General features: G+C 54.3%; 23 protein-coding genes and 1 tRNA gene. 18 read left to right on the forward strand and 6 right to left on the reverse strand.

Going from position 1 to position 20776, the window contains the following annotated elements; all coding sequences use genetic code 11:
- Positions 1–506 precede the first annotated feature (506 nt).
- Positions 507–1565, forward strand: coding sequence for a phytoene/squalene synthase family protein (locus ACYX34_RS07680; RefSeq protein ID WP_462075967.1), 1059 nt, complete (start codon positions 507–509; stop codon positions 1563–1565).
- A 45-nt stretch (positions 1566–1610) separates the two neighbouring features.
- Here ACYX34_RS07680 and ACYX34_RS07685 read toward each other — a convergent pair whose 3' ends face one another.
- The 4 genes from ACYX34_RS07685 to ACYX34_RS07700 all read right to left on the reverse strand — a co-directional run bounded on the left by ACYX34_RS07685 (position 1611) and on the right by ACYX34_RS07700 (position 3091).
- Positions 1611–1844, reverse strand: coding sequence for a hypothetical protein (locus ACYX34_RS07685; RefSeq protein WP_462075968.1), 234 nt, complete (start codon positions 1842–1844; stop codon positions 1611–1613).
- A gap of 65 nt (positions 1845–1909) precedes the next feature.
- A complete protein-coding gene (locus tag ACYX34_RS07690) occupies positions 1910–2323 on the reverse strand; it encodes a hypothetical protein (RefSeq protein ID WP_462075969.1) in 414 nt (137 codons plus the stop codon).
- Between the two features lie 19 nt (positions 2324–2342).
- Positions 2343–2696 (reverse strand): (2Fe-2S) ferredoxin domain-containing protein, encoded by a 354-nt coding sequence (locus tag ACYX34_RS07695; RefSeq protein ID WP_462075970.1) that lies wholly within the window; start codon positions 2694–2696, stop codon positions 2343–2345.
- A gap of 11 nt (positions 2697–2707) precedes the next feature.
- A complete protein-coding gene (locus tag ACYX34_RS07700; protein ID WP_462075971.1) occupies positions 2708–3091 on the reverse strand; it encodes a hypothetical protein in 384 nt (127 codons plus the stop codon).
- 178 nt (positions 3092–3269) lie between these two features.
- On the opposite strand from ACYX34_RS07700, the gene ald reads away from it, so the two are divergent.
- The 8 genes from ald (at position 3270) to ACYX34_RS07740 (ending at position 8666) form a co-directional block, all read left to right on the forward strand.
- Positions 3270–4373 (forward strand): alanine dehydrogenase, encoded by a 1104-nt coding sequence (gene ald, locus ACYX34_RS07705; protein WP_462075972.1) that lies wholly within the window; start codon positions 3270–3272, stop codon positions 4371–4373.
- A gap of 35 nt (positions 4374–4408) precedes the next feature.
- A tRNA-Pro gene (locus ACYX34_RS07710) sits at positions 4409–4485 on the forward strand.
- Between the two features lie 532 nt (positions 4486–5017).
- Positions 5018–5314, forward strand: coding sequence for an acylphosphatase (locus ACYX34_RS07715; protein ID WP_462075973.1), 297 nt, complete (start codon positions 5018–5020; stop codon positions 5312–5314).
- Between the two features lie 16 nt (positions 5315–5330).
- Positions 5331–6284: a sigma-70 family RNA polymerase sigma factor gene (locus ACYX34_RS07720; RefSeq protein WP_462075974.1), complete on the forward strand. Its 954-nt coding sequence runs from the start codon at positions 5331–5333 to the stop codon at positions 6282–6284.
- Positions 6285–6289: 5 nt separating this feature from the next.
- Positions 6290–6814: an adenine phosphoribosyltransferase gene (locus ACYX34_RS07725; protein WP_462075975.1), complete on the forward strand. Its 525-nt coding sequence runs from the start codon at positions 6290–6292 to the stop codon at positions 6812–6814.
- Between the two features lie 112 nt (positions 6815–6926).
- Positions 6927–7487 (forward strand): TraR/DksA family transcriptional regulator, encoded by a 561-nt coding sequence (locus ACYX34_RS07730; protein WP_462075976.1) that lies wholly within the window; start codon positions 6927–6929, stop codon positions 7485–7487.
- Positions 7488–7535: 48 nt separating this feature from the next.
- Positions 7536–8234 (forward strand): 7-cyano-7-deazaguanine synthase QueC, encoded by a 699-nt coding sequence (queC, locus tag ACYX34_RS07735; protein ID WP_462075977.1) that lies wholly within the window; start codon positions 7536–7538, stop codon positions 8232–8234.
- Positions 8235–8270: 36 nt separating this feature from the next.
- Positions 8271–8666 (forward strand): c-type cytochrome, encoded by a 396-nt coding sequence (locus ACYX34_RS07740; protein WP_462075978.1) that lies wholly within the window; start codon positions 8271–8273, stop codon positions 8664–8666.
- A 59-nt stretch (positions 8667–8725) separates the two neighbouring features.
- On the opposite strand, the gene ACYX34_RS07745 is transcribed toward ACYX34_RS07740, so the two are convergent.
- Complete coding sequence (locus ACYX34_RS07745) at positions 8726–9193, reverse strand: tetratricopeptide repeat protein (protein WP_462075979.1); 468 nt, start codon at positions 9191–9193, stop codon at positions 8726–8728.
- 361 nt (positions 9194–9554) lie between these two features.
- Positions 9555–10142 carry a tetratricopeptide repeat protein gene (locus tag ACYX34_RS07750; protein ID WP_462075980.1) on the reverse strand — a complete coding sequence of 196 codons (588 nt, stop codon included), beginning with the start codon at positions 10140–10142 and terminating at the stop codon, positions 9555–9557.
- Positions 10143–10608: 466 nt separating this feature from the next.
- On the opposite strand from ACYX34_RS07750, the gene ACYX34_RS07755 reads away from it, so the two are divergent.
- The 9 genes from ACYX34_RS07755 to sppA all read left to right on the forward strand — a co-directional run bounded on the left by ACYX34_RS07755 (position 10609) and on the right by sppA (position 20757).
- Positions 10609–11184: a YqgE/AlgH family protein gene (locus ACYX34_RS07755; protein WP_462075981.1), complete on the forward strand. Its 576-nt coding sequence runs from the start codon at positions 10609–10611 to the stop codon at positions 11182–11184.
- 445 nt (positions 11185–11629) lie between these two features.
- A complete protein-coding gene (locus ACYX34_RS07760) occupies positions 11630–12796 on the forward strand; it encodes a THUMP domain-containing class I SAM-dependent RNA methyltransferase (protein WP_462075982.1) in 1167 nt (388 codons plus the stop codon).
- A 408-nt stretch (positions 12797–13204) separates the two neighbouring features.
- Entirely contained in the window at positions 13205–14851 is a 1647-nt protein-coding gene (locus ACYX34_RS07765; RefSeq protein ID WP_462075983.1) for a magnesium transporter CorA family protein, read from the forward strand.
- Positions 14852–15246: 395 nt separating this feature from the next.
- Positions 15247–15816 (forward strand): bifunctional pyr operon transcriptional regulator/uracil phosphoribosyltransferase PyrR, encoded by a 570-nt coding sequence (gene pyrR, locus ACYX34_RS07770; protein WP_462075984.1) that lies wholly within the window; start codon positions 15247–15249, stop codon positions 15814–15816.
- A gap of 22 nt (positions 15817–15838) precedes the next feature.
- On the forward strand, positions 15839–16762 hold the full coding sequence (locus tag ACYX34_RS07775) for an aspartate carbamoyltransferase catalytic subunit (RefSeq protein ID WP_462075985.1): 924 nt from the start codon (positions 15839–15841) through the stop codon (positions 16760–16762).
- A 70-nt stretch (positions 16763–16832) separates the two neighbouring features.
- On the forward strand, positions 16833–18119 hold the full coding sequence (locus ACYX34_RS07780; protein ID WP_462075986.1) for a dihydroorotase: 1287 nt from the start codon (positions 16833–16835) through the stop codon (positions 18117–18119).
- A gap of 13 nt (positions 18120–18132) precedes the next feature.
- A complete protein-coding gene (locus ACYX34_RS07785) occupies positions 18133–18645 on the forward strand; it encodes a DUF4149 domain-containing protein (protein ID WP_462076031.1) in 513 nt (170 codons plus the stop codon).
- Positions 18642–19814 (forward strand): glutamine-hydrolyzing carbamoyl-phosphate synthase small subunit, encoded by a 1173-nt coding sequence (gene carA, locus ACYX34_RS07790; protein ID WP_462075987.1) that lies wholly within the window; start codon positions 18642–18644, stop codon positions 19812–19814. The genes ACYX34_RS07785 and carA overlap by 4 nt, the downstream gene beginning before the upstream one ends.
- Complete coding sequence (gene sppA, locus ACYX34_RS07795; protein WP_462075988.1) at positions 19807–20757, forward strand: signal peptide peptidase SppA; 951 nt, start codon at positions 19807–19809, stop codon at positions 20755–20757. Before carA ends, sppA begins: the two co-directional genes overlap by 8 nt.
- Positions 20758–20776 lie beyond the last annotated feature (19 nt).

Consider the following 20776-nt stretch of genomic DNA (forward strand, 5'->3'; position numbering starts at 1 on the left):
CTCCTTGGCGATAAGCGTTCGCCTCCGCACGCAATACAAGACGAAACAAGACCTATTATACACAAATCATTTTTGAGAGTTGCAGCCTTCGGACGTCATTGACCCAAGAAATAAGTACAATGTTTTGAAAGTCAAGGTTGGCGAAGTGCCTGATAGTACGAGATAAAGTTGACCGTTTCTGGTTGTTCCTGTTAAAAAGTTCTCATCTGGAGCCTCTGCCGGTTCTTCGTATGTCGGAAGGATGAAGTCTTATTGATCGGACGGTGCAAGAGGAGTAGCGGGCTGTCAACGATCCCTATCATGGTCTGACGCGGGCTGATCCATCTTTGAGTGCGGCGTGTGTCTTTTTTGTGCAGCACGGTATTGATTCGGGAATTGTCAGAGTGGGGTGATGTCGCACGTGGGAGGGGCATCCATAGTGATGCCGCTTCCCAATCTGTTAGGGCACGCGTGCGGCTCGTGTAAAGTCATTGAAGTACAGGCACGAATCAAATAGTGAACGTCGTATGACGCAGTCTATTTCGGCCCACATCTCATCGAACAAATCCTCACTGCTCCGGGATCTGCTCAAGCAGGTCTCACGTCTGTTTTACACGACGTTAGCGGTGGTGCCGGAAAATGTGCGTGATCAGGTGGGGCTGGCCTATCTCTTTGCACGAGCTGCCGATACGATTGCCGATACCGAACTCATTGATCGATCACGTCGACTCAGTTTTCTTTACCGCCTCCGGGAGCAGTTTGTCAGCGAGCATCTTGATTGGGAACAGATCCGGTTGATTCAACAGGCCGTTGCGTCAGTACAACACGATTCAGCGGAACGGCTCCTATTGGAACGGCTGGATGAATGCTTCCACGTGTTTCTGGCCTGTTCACTCGATGATCGACATCGGATTCGGCGCGTGATCATAACTCTCACGCAGGGAATGGAAATGGATCTGAGTGTCTTTCCTGGTACTGCCCCGGATGAACTGATTGCGCTCAAGACCATGGATGACCTGGACCGCTATACGTACTCGGTGGCTGGTTGCGTCGGTGAGTTTTGGACCGGGCTGATGTGTGCCCATCGCAAGGCTCTTGCCGATTGGGATGTGCCTGTGATGTCCGAGCGAGGGATACGATTTGGGAAGGGATTACAGGTGACGAATATCGTCAAAGATATCGCCCATGATCTTCAGAAGGGACGATGTTACATTCCTGAAACGATGCTGACTGAAGTAGGACTCAAACCCCATGATTTATTGCATCAGGAGAACCTCTCTCGCTTCCGACCTGTGCTGAGCAAGCTTGTTCGTCTTGCGGTGGCACACCTGGATCAGGGTTGGGCGTATACGATGGCGATTCCACGTCATGAAACGCGATTGCGGTTGGCTTGTATGTGGCCGATCCTTTCCGCTGGAGAATCCCTCAAGCTCGTCATGAATTCTCCCGACCTATTGAATCCCACCGTGAAAGTGAAAATCCCCCGCAGTAAGGTCTATCAAATCATGGCCATGACGACAGGCACTGTTGCCTGCGGTTATGCCGGGACTGCCTATTGGGGGCATCTGCGCAAACAGTTTGTGTGAGTGCCGGAGTGTGCCAAACGTTGACTGCTCTGGGTCAGTATCTGCCTACTCCGTCTTCTTTTGCGGTTCCAACAGTTTATCGCCCTTCCTAAAGACGGAAAAAATTGCTTGTGAGGGGCAGGCATCTAGGCAGAGCCGACAGCTTTCAAGACAGCGAGAGGGATCAAATTTGTAGGGAGGTGTCGAGAGCCAGGCGCTGGTTGGGCAGATTGGGACACAGACGGCCTGGTGCGTACAACGGTCAGGATGACGGACGAGATGATCACGAATGACCAGCATGGGTTTGACTCCTTCAAAGAGACCTTGCGAGAAGATCTCAAACATATTCTTGTTCGGTAGACTGCTCACTGCCATTCCTTGACGAGTTCTTTCAGCCGATCCTTGAGCTCCGGAATCTGTTCCACATTGTTCTGAATCGCGCCGATGATTTTTTCTAACCGAGCGGAGCGAAGCGCTTCCTTATCCTTCTTAGCGAGCCGGTCAAAATCCTCATAGGCTTCTCGGTGTTTAGGTTCCAGGTGTTGTCTCGCGTCCAGTAGGGCCTGGCCCAACTCCCATGGCTCCGGTGTCAGGGGAGGGGCGACTGTAAACGAACCGTCGGTAAACACAATCACGGATGTACCCGGTTTCCCAGTCAACGGAGTCACGGTTTCAACCGTTTTCCATTCACAGGCTGTCCAGTCTAGTGTGAGCCCTGGAAATTGTTTAATGAAGGCCACTTTTTCCATATTGGCCTTCCATTTGTCTTCGGTAGGCATAGCGATGAAGGGGACCGTTCTACGGCTGCTTGAGCGGAATGAGCTGTTCAGGAACCGGATGGTTCGGCATAAGCAATCGGGTGACGATTTCACCCTTGAGGATGTGCCGTTCCATAATTTCCGTTACGTCGGCTTCTGACCCGACCCAGTACCAAACTCCCTCTGGATAGACCACTACACTTGGACCAAGGTCACAATGGTCAAGACAACCGGCTTTGTTGGCTCGGACCAGACCTTTCAGATTGAGTCGCTTGGCTTCGCTCTTGAAGTGGGCGTGAAGTTTTTCAGCCCCTAAATTGGCACAGCACCCGCGAGGATCATCTTTGGGACGCTGGTTCGTGCACACGAAAATATGTCGCTGAAATGGTGGCATGGATGGTGTCCCTACACGGGCATCGTCAAGGTATTGAGTCGCTCCATCAGCACGGTGACGTCGCGGTTGTTGAGGAACTGGGATGTCTGATGGGGCACGTTCAGAACCGCCCTGATTTCATATAATCGCAACGAGGCTCGCCGGAACTCGTCGGCTTTCGACAGTTCTGAGCTGAATCCCGACCGCAACTTGTTGAATTCGGCAAGGATGTCGCGGAAATCTCGATGATGCTGTTTCTGTAACGAGCAGGTTGTGCAGTACCACCTCGGGTTTTGATCCGACGAAGGGGATAACCGATCATAGGGGCGTCCAAAAAAATCTTTCCCCAGTGACAACTTTGTCAGTGGGTTGCCGGTGGATCCACAAGCCTGACACGCGTGATTCCAGACGTCCATCTCTACCTCCTCACGATGCAAACGACGCATATTACAACAGGACTTTCTGTACTGTCCATGCTCCGGAGAGTTCTCAGGAACGGCGTCTAGTTTGAGACTGCGAGGTGTAGATGGAGCGGTCTATGTATAATGAAAGGATAGACGGTAAGGATGGCCAGCCGAAGGAGGTGAAGGTCGTATGGTGATCGGTATCCCAAAGGAGATCAAGGATCATGAATATCGCGTCAGCTTGACGCCGGATGGCACTGCAGTGTTGTGTCAGCAAGGGCATGAAGTCTGGGTCGAGGCCTCAGCAGGTGTGGGGAGTGGGTTTAGCGATCATGAATACCGTGAAGCCGGGGCCATCATTACCAGTTCCAAAGCTGAATTGTTTGGAAAGGCGGAGTTGATTCTGAAGGTCAAGGAGCCGCTGCTTTCTGAATGTGCGCTCTTTCGTCCTGGGCACCTCTTGTTTACGTATCTGCATCTTGCAGCCGTCCCGGATGTCACGAACGCGCTTCTTAGCCAAAAGGTGACGGCTCTGGCTTACGAGACGACAGAGGCCTCGGATGGGAGTCTTCCCATGCTCAAGCCGATGAGTGAGATTGCGGGGCGAATGTCGATCCAGATTGGCGCTCACTACCTTGAGAAAGCTCAAGGGGGACGCGGAGTCTTGTTGGGAGGGGTTCCAGGAGTCGAGCCGGGTCGCGTGGTCGTCTTAGGAGCGGGAGTGGTCGGGGCATCAGCTGTTCGTATGGCGGTGGGATTAGGCGCACAGGTCACGGTGATCAATCTTGACATTGAACGGTTACGATCTCTTGATGATCAGTATCACGGACGCATTGTTACCTGCGCTGCGAGTTCTGCTGGTATTGAAGAGGCCGTATGTTCGGCGGATCTGGTGATTGGTGCGGTGCTTGTTCCGGGCGCCAAGGCACCCACGTTGGTGTCACGTGCGATGGTCTCGCGGATGAGACCCGGATCCGTGATCGTCGATGTTTCAGTCGATCAGGGCGGCTGTGTTGAGACAACCCGACCAACAACGCATTCCGATCCCGTGTACGTAGTGGATGGGGTACTCCATTATTGTGTGGCCAACATGCCTGGAATCGTTCCACGCACATCTACGTATGCATTGACCAATGCCACCATGCCATATCTCATTCGCCTTACTTCTGAGGAGCTCGAGCGAGTGATTCGGTCTGATCCTGGTTTCGCGAAGGGGGTCAACTTGAAAGAGGGGAAGGTTACGCATGCTGGTGTGGCAAAATCGCATGGGTTGCCTTTTACCCCTCTCTTGTAAGACAATCACGCCGTCGATTGACTGCTCGGTCTTGTCGGGGCGTAGCGCAGCCCGGTAGCGCACTGCGTTCGGGACGCAGGGGTCGGAGGTTCAAATCCTCTCGCCCCGACCAAACCAAGTAGGCTTGATCGTGAGTGCCCTCCTCAACAAACAAGACGGCCGGCAGCACGGTTCGTTCTTTTGGGTTCCTGACTCATAATCAGCGCCGGATCCCTTCACTTTGGTCGTTCTGTATTCCATCAATCAGGACCATTGTCAGCAGAGCATTGTGTTCTGCAAGATTCCGGCTCCAGATAAAAAACCACCTGTGTGGTGCCTGAATATTTCATGTCATTGGGGATCGTGAATAGATATCGTTCGTCATGATGATCCGACTTTTAAATCAAAGAGTTACTGTTCTGCATGCCAGTTTGTGGTGTTTCACGGATGGGGAACCTGGATGGAGCGTTTTAGGTCGTCCACACCTATTTCTTGAGCGATTCCGGGGTGTTTTTGGAAACGACACCTCAAGAAATCCTGGCAGGATGACGACATAGTCAGGGCGTAGATTTGGTAAATCGCGTGACGGGCCTGGAGAGGTGTGAGAATATCCGCAGAGCAGAGCCGTGGGGGCTCGTGGGATCCGAGGGTTCGGCTGGAGGCGTATGACTCAACCCGCCGATGAGTTGCCGGTGCGGGCTCGTCTCGTTGTGTATGGTCGCGTCCAAGGGGTCGGGTTCCGTGCCTTTGCCGAACGAATGGCCTTAGATCTCCGGCTGGTTGGTGGCGTGCGTAATCTCACGGATGGCCGAGTCGAGCTTGATGTTGAGGGCGAGAGGTCTGTGATCGAAGCGCTCGAACGGCAGCTGCGGATCGGTTCTCCGGCCGCGCGAGTCACGAAGATTGAGGTGGAGTGGGGGGCGGCGACTGGGCGATATTCCGAATTTGAAATTTGGTATTAGGTCTTCCTGAGGAACTATGAGTCGGCACTATCACGGGGAATCCGACGCGAGCGAGGCGCGAAGACATCTGGATGATGAGATGGGTGCCTCCGAAGCTGGGAGTGCCCCAGAGGAGAGTGAGCGTGAAACCGGTCGGGCCGAGGGCCTTGATACGCTCAAGAGCTATTTGCGCGAAGTTCGTCGATCAACGTTGCTGACGTTTAAGGAAGAGCAGCAACTTGGAAAACGCGTCATGGCCGGAGACGAGCGGGCTCGTCAACAGATGATCGAATCAAACCTACGACTGGTGATCAGCATCGGCAAACGGTATATGCATCGAGGATTTCCTTTTTCCGATATCGTGGAGGAAGGGAACCTTGGGTTGATTAAGGCCGTCGAAAAGTTCAACTACAAGCGTGGATTTCGGTTTAGCACCTATGCGTCTTGGTGGATCAGGCAGTACATTGAACGTGCGATCATCAATCAAGGGAAACTGGTTCGACTCCCTGTCCATGTGGTGGAACGGCTGAATCGCTATTTGAATCGCACGGAGCAACTGGTGCAGGCACTCGGGCGTGAACCGAGAGCTGCAGAAATTGCGATCAAGATGAAGACGTCGGAAGAGGAGGTCTTGGACCTGAAACAGTTGGTCCGCACGACCTGTTCACTCGATAGCCCACTCAATGATCGTACCGATACGTTTCTTCGTGATGTGATCGAAGATCCGACGGGGCTATCCCCCGACGAAACTGCTGATGGGGTTCGGCGCCGAGCGGAACTGATTGCCTGGGTGAGGGAGTTGCCAGAAAAAGAGCAAACTGTTATTGTGTCGAGGTTCGGGCTTGATGGAGGGGAAGCGAAGACATTGGAAGAGATCGGGCGGACCATGGGGTTGACTCGAGAGCGTGTTCGTCAAATCGAAATGGCGGCGCTCGCCCGTCTTCGTCACACCATTGAGCGAAAAACCATGACACGGGCAGATCTGCTCTAGATTCCGTGACCACCGTCAACTATCAAGCACTGATCCGCGAAGTGCCGGACTTTCCAAAGCCCGGTATTCTCTTCTATGACATCACCACATTGCTGAAAAATCCTGCAGCCGTTCGAAGTCTGTCCGACCAATTGACGGCGCGATACCAGGATCGAGGGGTTCAGAAAGTTGTCGGCATCGAGTCTCGGGGGTTTATCTTCGGCGGCATTCTGGCGGCGAGGCTTGGAGCTGGATTCGTCCCGGTTCGTAAACCCGGGAAACTTCCTGCTGATTGCTATGAGGTCAAGTATAACCTTGAGTATGGCAACAGCAGCCTCGCGGTGCACCGTGATGCGATCGAGCTCGGAGAGCATGTGTTGATTGTTGATGATCTTCTTGCAACTGGGGGAACGGCGGAAGCGACAGTGAATCTCGTTCGGCAGCTGGGGGGAACTATCGTCGGACTGGATTTCTTGGTTGAGTTAAAGAGCCTGAACGGACGTGAAAAACTCAGCGGGTACGACGTTCATTCGACCATCACGTATCCTTAGCAGAAGAGGTGGGAGATATCTTCCTGTCCCCTCTTGTAACTGACAATTTTCCCATGAGACAGAAGCTCGAGTATAACCTTCCAAACGACCTAACTGCGGAGCATGCATCACTATGGTGACGAAGGGGCAGATAAAGAAGAAGGGTGAGTTGAAACCGAAGTCGGTTGAACCCATTGCCAAGAAACTTCAACCCGCGACGGTCAGCATGCCAGCTACAGCGAAACCATCGGTCGAAGTTGACGAAGGACCTGTGCGTCCGAAAGAAACCGCAAAAGAGCGAGAAGCACGGGAACAGCGACAGGAAGTACTTCATAAAATGCTTCTTGGTAAGCGCCAAGAAATTATTAAGGAGATTGAAGAGAGTCTGGGGCAATCACTGACCGAAGATCAGCAACGACGCCTGGAGTCCGCGCGGGATGTTGGAGACCAAGCCCTCATGGATCTGGAGCGTGAACTGGGTATTTCTCTGATGGAGATGCGTAATCGCCGTCGGCAGTCGATTGATGAAGCTCTCACGCGTCTGCACGAGGGAACCTATGGAATTTGTGCGGAGTGTGGAGTTGAGATCAGCGAGCGGCGGCTTCAAGCGGTGCCTTTTGCCAAGCTGTGTGTTGAGTGCCAATCACGTGCTGAGTTACTGGAGAAAATCGAACGGGAAGAAGATCGCGACTAGGCTCCTCATTCTGCCTTCGACATCATCCTGCCGTAACGTGTTCTGTCTATGAGTGGGCGGCTTCTCAAACGAGCTATCGTGCTTGCCAGTGGTGGTTTGGATTCTACCGTCACGGCAGCTGTTGCCCGACAAGAGGGTTATGAGTTGTATCTCTTGACCCTTGCCTACCAACAACGGCATGCCGTGGAAATTGAACGGGCGAAGCATGTAGCGAGTGCGTTGAAGGCAGAGCATCACCAAGTGGTAGCTGTTGATCTCCACTCAATCGGAGGGTCAGCGCTCACCGGGGATGTTCCGGTTCCGAAAGATCGGCGGGACGCTGAATGCAGCGAAGATGTGCCAGTGACCTATGTGCCCGGCAGAAATTTAATTTTTCTCTCCATCGCAGCTGCTCAGGCGGAAGTCGTGGGGGCCTCAGTGATCTATTTCGGCGCCAATGTGGTGGACTACTCAGGCTACCCTGACTGCCGTCCAGAGTTCATCAAGGCGGTGGAAGAGACGTTGCGACTCGGAAGCAAGGTGGGCATGCTGGGAGGACGTTTTGAAATTCGGGCGCCGCTTCTGCACATGAGCAAGGCGGAGATTATACGTCTTGGCCTGGCTCTCCGTGCACCACTTCACCTCACGCACAGTTGCTATGATCCCACAGATGCGATCGCTTGCGGACGGTGTGACAGCTGTCTCATTCGTCGGCGAGGGTTTGCGGAGGTGGGAGTTGTAGATCCGATTCCCTATGCGATATCTTGAGTGAATAATTTTGTGGAAATTAGGTGGAGAATGCCTATGAGGTTGTCACAAATCATGTTGCTCGGTTCAGTGGTGTTGATACTCGGAGTTGCTCCGGCGTGCAGCCAGAGTGGAGTGGAGCCAAAGACACCGGGAACTGCCTCCACAGCTCCAGTCGAGTTCCAGGTGGGAGAGCAGAAGTTCACGACACACTGTTCCCGATGCCACGGAGTTGGTGGAGTGGGAACAACCCAAGGTCCGCCATTTCTACACAAAGTTTATGAGCCAAACCATCACGGCGATGTGGCTTTTCAGCGGGCGGCAGCCAATGGGGTTAAGGCCCATCATTGGCAGTTTGGCGATATGCCGAAGATTGATGCCGTCAAGCCTGAGGACGTGGACGATATCGTGAAATATATTCGTTGGCTGCAGAAACAAGCCGGCATTTTCTAAGCCCGCCGACGGCAGTAGTCGAGGTGATCAGTCGCAATCCGTATTTGATTGTGAAGGGATTATCGACGAAGAGGCGTCCACTTCTTGGCTCGTGCGTCGGCTTCAGCAATTTGCTCGACTGTCATGTGTTTGGCTAAGGTACTGCGGGATTCTGCGGCTCGTTTTTCGCCGTAGGCGGCGGAGAGGCTGTACCACATATGTGCTTCAACCAGATTTTGTGGGACACCGCGGCCTCGTTCATACATCATACCGAGTTTAGCAAAGGCCAACGCATTGCGCTGCTCCGCCGCTTTCTGAAACCAAAACAATGCCATCGGGTCGCTGAACGGAGCGCCCTGCCCTAAAGAGTAGAGCGTGCCAAGGTTCACCTGTGCGCCTGCATGGCCCTGATCTGCTGCTTTTTTAAACCAATACTTTGCTTCTTGATAGTTTTGTGTCAACCCTTGGCTTTCACTGTAGTGGATGCCCAGCTGGTTTTGGGCGTCAGCTTCCCCCCCTTGTGCGCGCTTCAGCAGCTCACTAACCATTGTTCCATTCGGAGGTGGTTGAGACGGGGGGTGGGGTAAAGGTTGAGGGGGGGAGGTACAGCTTGATGCAACCGTACACAGTATGAGTAGGCCGATCACTGGAAGCAACGTGCGGTGGCGGGATTGTGGTGACATCTTTGGTGTAATAATTTCTCTATGGCATATCCTACTCAGCCCAAGGCTGGGAGTTCAAGGCTGGAATAGGTGGTAGGCTTTTGAGGGAAAAATTGAGGGGACAGAACCATAAGAAAGAGGAAGCCAAGGCTATGCGTAGGATAACCCTCTTTACTAGGGTGATCAAGGATACAGTTTTCAGCCCACTGGTCGAATGGAAGCGTGCTCAAAGAAACGAACTTGCCCGCTATTGTTCTTGAGTCTGTTCTTGCCCTTTCGGTTTCCAATTCCGAGTAAGAAATTGCGCTTGAGCAATCTGGGCCGGTGTCATGTCGTGTCCTAATCGATTCCGCCATTTGGCGCCGGCTTCATGGCCATTGGCTGCTGCGAGGTTATACCAGTGATAGGCCTGCACAAGGTCTTTCGGGACGCCTCGTGCTTGCTCATAGTGGGTGGCGATGAGAAACATCGCAGGCCCATGTCCTTGGTCCGCCGCCAGACGGCACCACCGGAGTGCCTCCTGATAATCTTGCGGCATTCCCCGCCCGATGTCTGACAGTACGCAAAGCCGATAGAACGCTCCCGCATGACGCTGAGTCGCTGCCATGCGATACCACCGCACGGCTTCTCGATGGTCTGCCGGACGTGCGTTCTCGTATCGTATGCCAAGGTTGTATTGGTCCTCAGCGCTCCCTTGTTCTGCGGCCGACTGAGACTCATCGAGTTGTGACACGGTATCGTGCACGTCGACATAGGGGGATTTGGGTGGATCGATGCATCCCGGGAGACTTCCGATGATGGTGATGGCGAGGATATAGCGCAAGCCGGTGGTCATGAAGATTCTCCTTTGTGTAAGCAGATAAAAGGGTAGCTTGTCGCGTCATGTCTTGCAAGTGGTCCGGCACCGAACCATACAGGTAGCACAGGTTCTGCCCGAAAAACGACCATGTGTGTGTACATGGTCCAAGGTCTCGGATTACCTCGCATATATTCTTGTATTGTCTGGCCAGGAGGCGAAAATGAAGGCTCTCTTTTCATCAACGCGTCTCCTGCTCTGTGTGCTGGGTTATTTCGAGAGCGTTCGAGTACAAGAAGAAGTTTGGGTCAGATCGGGTGGTGTCCACTTAATCTTTCCGATCGCTTCCCCCTACGATTGACACCCGATACCAAGAATCGTAGCCTATCGCGGCAAGGGATCTGTCTATTGTTTCAGGCTGCTTAGGTTACCTTTTCCTATGTATTCCACCGTCTCGCAGTCTCAGTTGCATAGAATCGCAAGCTGGCTGCTAGGCGTAGCATCATTGCTGTCTGCTACGCTGGCCTTCTCCCAGCAGGAATTTGCGCCCTCATCAGTTCACAAAGGGGCGCTCTTGGTCGCCAGCCCCTCCTTGGCCGATCCCAACTTTACTCAAACTGTTTTGCTCATTGTCGAACATGGGCAAGGTGGGACCCTCGGCCTTGTTCTGAACCGCCCTACGGATGTGCTGTTAGCAGAGGTGTTGCAGGATCTCCCGATGTTGAAGCAGACCGACCACAGGCTATTTGGAGGAGGACCGGTCGGGCGCACACAGCTGGTGTTGCTGTTCAGGCTTGGGCGGATATTGCCTGATGTACGGCACATCGTGGACAAAGTCTACCTGGGTACACCGATCGTGCTGGAACATGTCATGGCTAGCCCTAAGCCTAACGAAGCCTTCCGTGGCTTTGCTGGTTTTGCCGGCTGGGCGCCGGGGCAACTCGAATATGAGATGCATCAAGGCTCATGGGGTGTCTTGTCATCCAACGCCTTTGACATCTTCAGTAAAGATCCTAGGACGCTCTGGCCAGATAGCATCGGCCTCCTTCAGGCTCCGAGAACTATTTCCAACGAGCGGTAGCTGAATAGACTAACTGTCTGTGTGCAACTGGAAACATGGAGAAATCTAGAAAACAGGCTCCGAGAGATGTGTGCCCGGTTTTGAATGTTCTCTGGCAGGAGTAAGGTGTTGTGTGATGTGACCGGAATCCACTTCTGTAATGAGGACCCCTCTCAACATTGTAGGAAAGGTTCCGAGGGACACCCGTTTGGCCTCAAGAGTTGAAGAGGAGCGGGCATAGGGAACGGCCATGAGAAGCGACGCGGGTATTTTACCGTCCTGCCCTCTCGTCGTACACGATCCTCAATCTGACCAGAGCTCGCATTGACAGGTCCTACCGTGGGCGGTACCCTCCTCACACCATGCTCTGGAAGAAAACCACCAGACTGGACGTCTTTACGCAACAACTGAACGTCAAGACGACATGGGTTCGCTTGGCCTTGCCTCTGCGAAGGATACGTACGAAATGGACGGAAGATCACGACGATTCTTTGCCCCCTGCCCACGAGGCTTGGAGGGGGTACTGGAGCAGGAACTCCACGATCTGGGTGTGCCGGCCACATTCAAGACCGACGGCGGCGTCGGGTTCACGGCTCCCTGGTCGACGATGTATTGGGTCAATCTCAAGAGTCACATCGCCAGTCGTGTCCTTTGGGAAGTCGGCCAGGGTCCCTATCAAACAGAAGACGATGTGTATCGCGCAGCCTATGCGCTCCCCTGGCCCGACTGGTTTGCGCCCTCGCAGACGATCAAAGTCAAAGTGAGCGCGCGGCGCTGCCCGCTCCCGAGTCTGGATTTTCTCACCCTCCGAATCAAAGACGCCGTGTGCGACAAATTCGTCGCCATGCGGCAACGGCGGCCCAGCGTCGACACGGAACGGCCCCACATCAAGTTGGATGCCTTTCTCGATCAGAGCACCATCACCTTCTACTTGGACACCTCAGGCGAACCCCTCTTCAAACGGGGCTACCGGATCGCGTCGGTCGAAGCGCCGTTGAAGGAAAATCTGGCGGCAGGCATCCTCCGGCTCGCCGGTTGGACGCCGAGCGACGTGCTGCTTGATCCCATGTGTGGGGGCGGGACCATCGCCCTCGAAGCCGCGTTGATGGCCCGTCGGATTCCCCCGGGGATGGCCCGCCATTTTGCCTTTGAGCGGCTGATGATTCACGATGACAAACTGTGGGGCCGTCTGCGCGAAGCGGCGCTCACCAAACGCCTGACCGATGTTCCCGCCGCCATCTATGCGTCGGATCAGGATCCGGCCATGGTGAAGATTGCTCAGCGGGCGTTTCAAGGGGCGGGGGTGGTGGTCGATGTGCGTGTGAAGCAGAGCGACATTCTGGACCTGGAGGCTCCGGCGGAGCAGGGTGTCATGGTCATCAATCCGCCCTATGGCGTTCGCTTGAGTCATCCCGATGAGTTGGCGTCACTCTACCCAAAGCTGGGCGATTGGCTGAAGCAGAGATTTGCCGGATGGCGAGTCTATGTGTTAACGGGCGACGCCCGTGTGCCGAAACTCATCGGCCTCGCCCCGTCGAAACGCATCCCCCTCTTCAACGGCGACCTGGAATGCCGGCTGTACGAATTCGTCATCGTCCCAGGCGGTGCACGACGGCGACTGGGGATGCGGTAAGCCTCAGTCGCCGGATGGAATACCCTGAGAGCGAAATTTTTTGACTGGGCCGGTCGGCGTGGGAGTCGGCAGCGAGTGTCTTCCGGATTACGCCGCCCGCGCCGAGTTTTCATCAGCAGCGGGTGTTCGCTCTGACTGGCTGTTCCTACTTCTAGGTGAAAGGGCAAAAGAATCGGCATGGAGAGTAGGGTCGGTGCGTGAGCGCCAGACTGTTGCGATCATGAAGGCCATCAATCTGACCGTGTCTCCAGTCGCCAAGTGACAGGCGTTTTTCCTTCCAACTTTTGCGCCTTCTAGAATCCTGTATGGTATAAGTCATAGGGTTGTGACTGCTGTCCCTCTTAGGAATCTACATGTATCCGGACGTTCACTTGAACGACGGTGCACGACGACCTGAGGTTCATTGCGATGACTGACGGATCAAAGATTGTTCGGCATTTTCGACAAATCCTGCTGTGGCCAATGCAGCTCACCCCCATCCGCGAAGACGCACCGATCCAAAAACATTGGGAGCTTTTGCAGGCGACTCACTCAAATAATCCGTGGTGTGAGGTGGTGGACGAGTTTACGGGCGATCCTCGACAGTTCCAAGAACGACATTACAGCGAATTTGTGACGTTCCTCCCCTACGTTCAGCGGTTTTTGTACGGTGAAGGGAAAAGAACGAGATCGGAAGTTCGCGAGGAATCCGCGATTCGCGTTTTTCGTCGCAATGATATTGCAAAGGTGCGAATGCTGTTCCCTGGCCCCCACGGGACGGCTGCGACCTTTACGGTGGCCCATGTCGATTTGTACTTTTTCTACGATATCGATGTGGCGATTCTGGTCGTCGAGATTTATGCCGATGACGTGCCGCTAGCGCAGGTACAGAATTCACTGTTTCGCTTCGGACGATGTTACCCTACCTATTGGGAGCGCGACGGGCATGGGGGTCATTGTCCCAAGTATGTCGAATGGCTTGCCTCAGATGGGACGGTGCTTGCCGTCTCTGATTACGATCACCGTGAAAAATATCTCTCGTTTGTCTGTCAGCATCGGTCACTGAGTCTTGCCTCTCATTGGGAATTCTTGCTTGAGCCGCTGGTGTTGCACCATTCTGAAAAGGTCGGTCTTATTCGGTATCGGCAGCTTGAGTATCACCTGATGCCGGTGATGGCGTATCTCACGCTCGACAATCCGGGCGCATTGACGCGGGGGGAATTCGCACGGGTGGGATTGGCAGCGGCACCGGGTAGTGCTGATACGTTACCGTTTTCAGAACGCTATCTCCGTGACTTTGAAGAACGCCATTGTTATGACCGGTATTGGAACGGGCAGGGCCAAGGTTCTCCGGGCGCACGCTTTATGTGCACAGGCCGTGTGTTCACGATGGTGGGGGAGGCAGGAGATCCGGCATTCGAGGATCGCAAAACTAACTTGGAGCAGTTTCGTCATGAGTACTTTCTGTTGTTTTTGATCCCGCATTTTCATAAGGCGGCATTATTGATGCTGACGAATCGCCTGGTTGAAGCGATGAATCAGCTCGATCTCACAAAGCTTGACTCCGTTCGGCAGTTTCGCCGCGTGATTCGCCAAACCCTCGGCATCTTTCTGCGATTTACCCATCGCTACTGGTCCCATCAGGTATCGGATCACGGGCAGGTAAAGGAGCTCTACCGGATGGTCAGCGAACACTTGGGCACCGGGCGACTCTATGACGAACTCCGTTCAGAATTAGAAGATATGAGCCAATATCTCGACAGTGACGCACTCCGTCGCCAAGGAGAAACGATGGTTCGCCTGACGGTCGTGGCGACAGTCGGCTTGATCGGAGTCGCCACGACCGGCGTGTTGGGGATGAACCTCTTCGATTTGGGTGCGGAACCGTCCATCACGCGCATCGTGTATTTTCTCATTGTGCTGGTTCCAGTGATTATCGTCACACTGTATACGGTATTAAAATCCAGAAGGCTCTCAGATTTTTTGGAGACCTTAGCTGAGGAACATCGGTCGTCCAAAGACAAACTCGCTGCATTGCTGACGGTATGGCGGAGCAAACACGGACGGGATTCGTAGTCCGCCACGCGACCGCGGGTGTTTCAGTACAGAGCCATCCCGGTCATCTCCACTATCGTAGGAGCTGTCTCTGCAAAGGAAAGGCATCGTAGCCGTGGTTCCATCGAGATGGAGATGAAGGTTCTAAGGGGCTCCTCGAGACGAATCTTGACAGAGTATCAATGAGCCAGTAGGATAGCCCAGCCTTTAATGCTCATCCAGTGAGGTGAGCAAGGAGTCGAGTATGTGCAGCCTTCTGAATCATGTGAATGTCCGATTCGACCTTCTCACTGTTGTGGTGAGGAGGTTTTTTTATGTCTAAAAATAGAGGCCAAGCCATCAGCATTTAGCCGTCAGCTTTCAGTGTTTTTCCGAGCTGATGGCTGAGAGCCGATCGCTGACAGGTGGTTGTTGCTATGACAACTTCTACGGATAAGCCGGTCGAACGAAAAGACGAGAAGCTCATCATGGATGCCGGGGATATTGCCCGGGCCTTGACGCGCATTGCACACGAGATCCTGGAACGGAATAAGGGGGTGAAGGATCTCGCGCTGGTTGGGATTCGAACCGGCGGTGTCTATCTTGCGCATCGGCTGGCCAAACGGATTCATGGCATCGAAGGCGTTCAGGTTCCGATCGGGGAATTAGATATTACGTTGTATCGAGATGACTTGGCATTACGAAAAAATCAGCCGATTTTGCGAAAAACGTCGGTCCCGTTCGACATGGCGAACAAAGTCGTGGTCCTCGTCGATGATGTTCTGTTTACTGGAAGAACGATCCGGGCTGCGATGGATGGGCTCATGGATTTAGGACGTCCGGAGGAGATTCAGTTGGCGGTGTTGGTCGATCGCGGCCATCGGCAGTTACCGATCAAGGCTAATTACATCGGGAAGAATCTGCCGACCGCCCGAGAGGAGCAGATTCAGGTGCTGTTAGAAGAGGATGGAGAGAACGACCGGGTGGTCATCTTGAGGGCAGGATGACGATCATGGAATGGAGGGTTCCATGAGCTTGAAGCGCAAAGATCTGTTGAGTCTGGCCCCGCTCGCGGTCGATGAGATCACGCTTATTCTCGATACGGCAGATTCCTTTAAGGAAGTGACGGGACGCGAGATCAAGAAAGTGCCGGCACTGAGAGGGAAGACCGTCGTCAACCTGTTCTTTGAGCCAAGCACGAGAACGCGGACTTCCTTCGAGTTGGCGGCGAAGCGGCTCAGTGCCGACGTGATCAATTTTTCTCCGTCCTCCAGCAGTGTGGTGAAGGGAGAGACGCTGCTGGACACCGCACGTAATATTGAGGCGATGCAGGCGGATATCATCGTTCTGCGTCACTCTTCGGCAGGAGCTGCGGAAACGCTGGCGCGCGGCGTCAAATCGGCCGTGATCAATGCAGGCGATGGATGGCATGAGCATCCGACGCAAGCGTTGCTTGACCTCTATACGATTCGGCAACGAGGGATGAATTTTCGAGGATTGCGCGTGGCGATTGTCGGCGATGTGTCACATAGCCGTGTCGCTCGTTCGAACATCTACGCGCTGGTTAAACTTGGAGCCGAGGTCAGACTGGTGGGGCCGCCGACGATGATGCCTTGGGGGGTCGAAAAGTTAGGGGCGAAGGTGTACGCCAACATGGACGAAGGTTTACGCGACGTGAATGTTATCATGATGCTGCGGCTGCAATTGGAGCGGCAAGGGCGCGCACAGTTTCCTTCGATCCGAGAATACTCTCGACTCTACGGGCTTACCGCGGAGCGTGTGAGGCTGGCCGACTCCGATGCCATCGTCATGCATCCAGGTCCCATCAATCGAGGCGTGGAGATCGCTCCGGAGGTGGCCGATAGTTTGTCGTCGGTGATCTTGGACCAGGTGGCCAACGGTGTCGCAGTTAGAATGGGAATTCTCTACCTCGTGTCGGGAGCCAATTCGTGAACCTTGCTGAACTGTTGAAGTGAGACTTCACAGATCACCAGATCCGGAACAATCTTAGAGAGGGCGTATCGTGTCGATTTTGATTGCAGGCGGTCGAGTCGTCGATCCAGGTCGATTTGTCGGAACGGCCGATGTGCTCATTGAGGATGGGAAGATCACGGCCGTGGGCACTCAGTTGTCTGTTCCCGTCGGTAGTCGGACGATTCGAGCCGACGGCAAGCTCGTAATGCCGGGGTTCGTCGATTTGCATGTCCACTTTCGTGAGCCGGGTTTCGAATATAAGGAAACGATTCAGAGCGGCAGTGCAGCGGCGGTGGCGGGAGGATTTACGACGGTCTGCTGCATGCCGAATACGAATCCGGTCAACGATAATCAAGCGGTGACCGAGTTCATGTTGGAACGGGCACGGTTGGCAGGTATGGCTAATGTGTTACCGATCGGGGCTATTACCAAAGGGTCTGAAGGGAAAGAGCTATCGGAGATCGGGGATTTGCGGCGTTCCGGTTGTGTGGCGATCTCCGACGACGGAAAGCCCGTGATGAATAGTTTGGTGATGCGGCGTGCGATGGAGTATGCCTCGGCCTTTGATCTCACCGTCGTCGATCACTGTGAGGATATCCATCTCGCCGAGGGTGGTTGTATGAACGAGGGATTGATTTCAACCGAGCTTGGATTACCCGGTATACCTGCGGCAGCCGAAGACGTCATGGTGGCGCGTAACCTGTCGCTGTCCGAATTGACAGGGGCTCGGTTGCATCTTGCGCATATCAGCACGGCCGGGTCGGTACGGATGGTGCGAGAGGCAAAGGCTCGTGGGATCCTCGTGACGGCGGAAGCCTGTCCGCATCACTTCACGTTGACGGAAGAACTGGTGCGTGGCTACAACACGCATGCCAAAATGAACCCGCCCTTGCGGACGTGGACCGATGTCCAGGCCATCAGGGAGGGATTGCGTGACGGCACCATCGATGCGATCGCAACGGATCATGCGCCTCACGCGACTCAGGAAAAACAGCAGGACTTCACCGAGGCTCCGTTTGGAATTGTCGGACTGGAGACCGCACTCTCACTGACCTTGGGATTGGTGGAAGACGGGGTCCTTTCTCTTGAGCAGGCTGTTCAGAAGCTTACGGCTGCTCCGGCAGCCGCGTTTGGACTCAAGAAAGGGACGTTGGCGGTGGGGGCAGACGCCGATGTCGTCATCGTGGATCAGGATGAACCGTGGGTGGTCGATCCAGCGAGATTTCGATCCAAGAGCCGAAACACGCCGTTTGCCGGTTGGAAAGTAAAAGGGCGTGTGCAGACCACGATCGTGGGTGGCCGGGTGGTATTCGAAGCCAACCCTGCAGAGCAGTAGTGTCGTGCGATGGATGCCCCATTGGGGGATGGTCTGTTGTCTCACGCTCGAGTGGGTGGCTCTCGCGGTGTGGGTAGGGGGAATGATCGTGCTGAGCGGCGCGGTGATTCCGGCGGTATTCAATACATTCGGGGGGCAGGATTCCGGGGGGATGTTTCTAACACGTGCGTTTGAAGGCTACCATCGCTTCGTGGTCGGGGCCAGTGGCATTCTTGTTGTGGCATTGTTAGGCCGGTGGTTGAGCGGCAAGGCTCACGTGGCGGTTCGTAAGAGCGAGATCATCGTATTGGCGACGATGGTGGTCATCGCAGGGGTGATCGTGATGGTCTTGCATCCAGAGGCAGCGGCTCTACAGCTGCAGGCATTTTCGATGAAGGATGAAGGTGCCAAAAAAGCGGCGTTCGAGGCATTCTTTCGTGTGTTGTTGCCGATTCGATCGCTGTACATGATCAATCTGGTATTGGGCCTCTTGCTTATTGGGATGAAGGCGAAACGCATACTTGAGCACGACGGAAAACAATCGTGAAAAAAGCGATCTTAGCATTGACGGACGGGACAGTCTTCGAAGGCCGTGTTCTTGGCTATGAAGGTGAAACGGTCGGCGAAGTCGTGTTTAACACGGCCATGACCGGGTACCAGGAAATCCTCAGTGATCCCTCCTACAAGGGGCAGATCATCACGATGACCTGCCCACAAATTGGGAACTACGGCGTGACTCCTGAAGATGTGGAATCCCGTCGAGCCTGGGCGGAAGGATTCGTCGTACTTGAGGCGAGCCGATTGGTCAGTAACTGGCGAGGCAAACAGACTCTCCACGAGTCGTTGGTAGAGAGCAAGATTGTCGCCATTGAGGGGATCGATACGAGGGCGTTGACGAGGCATTTGCGTGAGCATGGGTCACAACAAGGCTGCATTACGCATCTTGATCTCGACCATGCAAGGGCAATTGGACGAGCGAGGCAAGCCCTCGGCATTGTCGGGCGAGATCTTGCGGCTGCCGTCACCTGTGCACAGCCCTATGACTGGACGACAGGGACCGGTGACTGGGCACCTTGGCCCAGCGGGCAAGAAGCTGGAAGGCGTGAGCGTTGGCGTGTGGTCGCCTATGATTTCGGGACCAAGTACAACATTCTGAGACGATTGGTCGATGTTGGGTGTGATGTGACCGTGGTTCCTGCCGCTACGCCGGTCGAAGCCGTTGAAGCCCTCAAGCCGCACGGAATTTTTCTTTCGAATGGTCCAGGAGATCCGGCGGGTGTTCCGTATGCGGCAAAGGCGGTGGAGCAACTGATCGGCCGCTATCCCATCTTCGGGATCTGCTTGGGGCATCAGATCTTGGGTCTCGCATTTGGACTCAAGACGTATAAACTGAAGTTCGGTCACCATGGAGCAAATCACCCCGTGATGGATCTTCGAACCAGAAAAGTGGAAATCACGTCGCAGAACCATAATTTCGCCGTACAGGCCCCGACGGCATTTGTTGATGTGCCGAAGATCTCGCCTGTGATTGATACGCGGCACGGACAACTTGCGTTGACCCATATCAGCTTGAACGATGGTTCGGTTGAAGGGATGGCCTCTCTTGAGTATCCGGTTTTCTCGGTCCAATACCATCCGGAGGCAGCCCCGGGACCGCACGATGCTGCCTATTTGTTCGGTGAGTTTGTGCGGCGTATGGAGAACCACTATGCGTAATGCTGTTGTGATGGGTGTGATTGGTCTGATGTTGTCCGGCTGTACCTTCAATTTCCCCCTGTTCCCTGGCCCTGGCCCATTACAGGAAACGCAGGTCGATGGGAGGGGAAAGGCGAAGGTGTTGTTGATCGAGATTTCCGGGATGATCAGCTCTCAGGAAAAAGATGGATTCCGGCCAACCTCCAGTATGCTTGCCAGCGTGAAGGAGCAATTGACCAGGGCCGCGAAAGATGACCAGATCAAAGCGGTTGTCTTGCGCATCAACACGCCTGGAGGAACGGTGACGGCGTCGGACATTATTTATCACGAGTTGAAGACGTTCAAAGCCAATAGAAAAATTCCCATTGTCGCCTCCATCATGGATCTTGGAACTTCGGGAGGCTACTACATTGCAGCGGCAGCCGACAGGGTTTTGGCACATCCGTCGTCCGTCACGGGAAGTATCGGCGTCATCATGCTCACGGTCAATGCCAAAGGGTTGCTTGAGAAAGTTGGCGTCGAGGCGACGGCCGTGACGTCCGGGCCTCGCAAGGATATGGGGTCGCCTTTTCGAACGATGACGGTGGAAGAACGAGCGATTTTCCAAGGGCTGATCGATTCATTTTATCAGCGATTCTTGAGTATCGTGCAGGAAGGCCGTGCCAATTTGCAGATGGAGCAGATCAAGCGGCTGGCTGATGGTCGCATCTATACCGGGGAGCAAGCAAAGGAGGCCGGGCTGGTCGATGAGATCGGCTACCTCGAAGACGCCGTCGAGGTCGCGAAGAAACAGGCCGGTTTGACGGAAGCCCGCGTCGTCACGTACCAACGTCCGGGTGAGTATTCGAACAATGTCTATTCTAAACTGATGGCGCCAAGCGGACTTGCCAGTCTTGCGGAGTTCGACCTTGCCACATTGGTGCGTGGGGGAACTCCTCAATTTATGTACCTGTGGATGCCGTAGCAAAAAGAAGAATGCCGAT

This window comes from Nitrospira sp. CMX1, from assembly GCF_054902215.1.

What these genes read in the sequence shown, in the direction of transcription:
- ACYX34_RS07690 (WP_462075969.1), bottom strand. Translation starts at nt 2,323, where the DNA reads ATGCCTACCGAAGACAAATGGAAGGCCAATATGGAAAAAGTGGCCTTC.
- ACYX34_RS07785 (WP_462076031.1), top strand. Translation starts at nt 18,133, where the DNA reads ATGCCCCATTGGGGGATGGTCTGTTGTCTCACGCTCGAGTGGGTGGCT.
- pyrR (WP_462075984.1), top strand. Translation starts at nt 15,247, where the DNA reads ATGACAACTTCTACGGATAAGCCGGTCGAACGAAAAGACGAGAAGCTC.
- ACYX34_RS07715 (WP_462075973.1), top strand. Translation starts at nt 5,018, where the DNA reads ATGACTCAACCCGCCGATGAGTTGCCGGTGCGGGCTCGTCTCGTTGTG.
- ACYX34_RS07745 (WP_462075979.1), bottom strand. Translation starts at nt 9,193, where the DNA reads ATGGTTAGTGAGCTGCTGAAGCGCGCACAAGGGGGGGAAGCTGACGCC.
- ACYX34_RS07685 (WP_462075968.1), bottom strand. Translation starts at nt 1,844, where the DNA reads ATGCTGGTCATTCGTGATCATCTCGTCCGTCATCCTGACCGTTGTACG.
- ACYX34_RS07775 (WP_462075985.1), top strand. Translation starts at nt 15,839, where the DNA reads ATGAGCTTGAAGCGCAAAGATCTGTTGAGTCTGGCCCCGCTCGCGGTC.
- ACYX34_RS07750 (WP_462075980.1), bottom strand. Translation starts at nt 10,142, where the DNA reads ATGACCACCGGCTTGCGCTATATCCTCGCCATCACCATCATCGGAAGT.
- ACYX34_RS07680 (WP_462075967.1), top strand. Translation starts at nt 507, where the DNA reads ATGACGCAGTCTATTTCGGCCCACATCTCATCGAACAAATCCTCACTG.
- queC (WP_462075977.1), top strand. Translation starts at nt 7,536, where the DNA reads ATGAGTGGGCGGCTTCTCAAACGAGCTATCGTGCTTGCCAGTGGTGGT.
- ACYX34_RS07720 (WP_462075974.1), top strand. Translation starts at nt 5,331, where the DNA reads ATGAGTCGGCACTATCACGGGGAATCCGACGCGAGCGAGGCGCGAAGA.
- ACYX34_RS07695 (WP_462075970.1), bottom strand. Translation starts at nt 2,696, where the DNA reads ATGCCACCATTTCAGCGACATATTTTCGTGTGCACGAACCAGCGTCCC.
- sppA (WP_462075988.1), top strand. Translation starts at nt 19,807, where the DNA reads ATGCGTAATGCTGTTGTGATGGGTGTGATTGGTCTGATGTTGTCCGGC.
- ACYX34_RS07765 (WP_462075983.1), top strand. Translation starts at nt 13,205, where the DNA reads ATGACTGACGGATCAAAGATTGTTCGGCATTTTCGACAAATCCTGCTG.
- ACYX34_RS07730 (WP_462075976.1), top strand. Translation starts at nt 6,927, where the DNA reads ATGGTGACGAAGGGGCAGATAAAGAAGAAGGGTGAGTTGAAACCGAAG.
- ACYX34_RS07700 (WP_462075971.1), bottom strand. Translation starts at nt 3,091, where the DNA reads ATGGACGTCTGGAATCACGCGTGTCAGGCTTGTGGATCCACCGGCAAC.
- ACYX34_RS07760 (WP_462075982.1), top strand. Translation starts at nt 11,630, where the DNA reads ATGGACGGAAGATCACGACGATTCTTTGCCCCCTGCCCACGAGGCTTG.
- ald (WP_462075972.1), top strand. Translation starts at nt 3,270, where the DNA reads ATGGTGATCGGTATCCCAAAGGAGATCAAGGATCATGAATATCGCGTC.
- ACYX34_RS07740 (WP_462075978.1), top strand. Translation starts at nt 8,271, where the DNA reads ATGAGGTTGTCACAAATCATGTTGCTCGGTTCAGTGGTGTTGATACTC.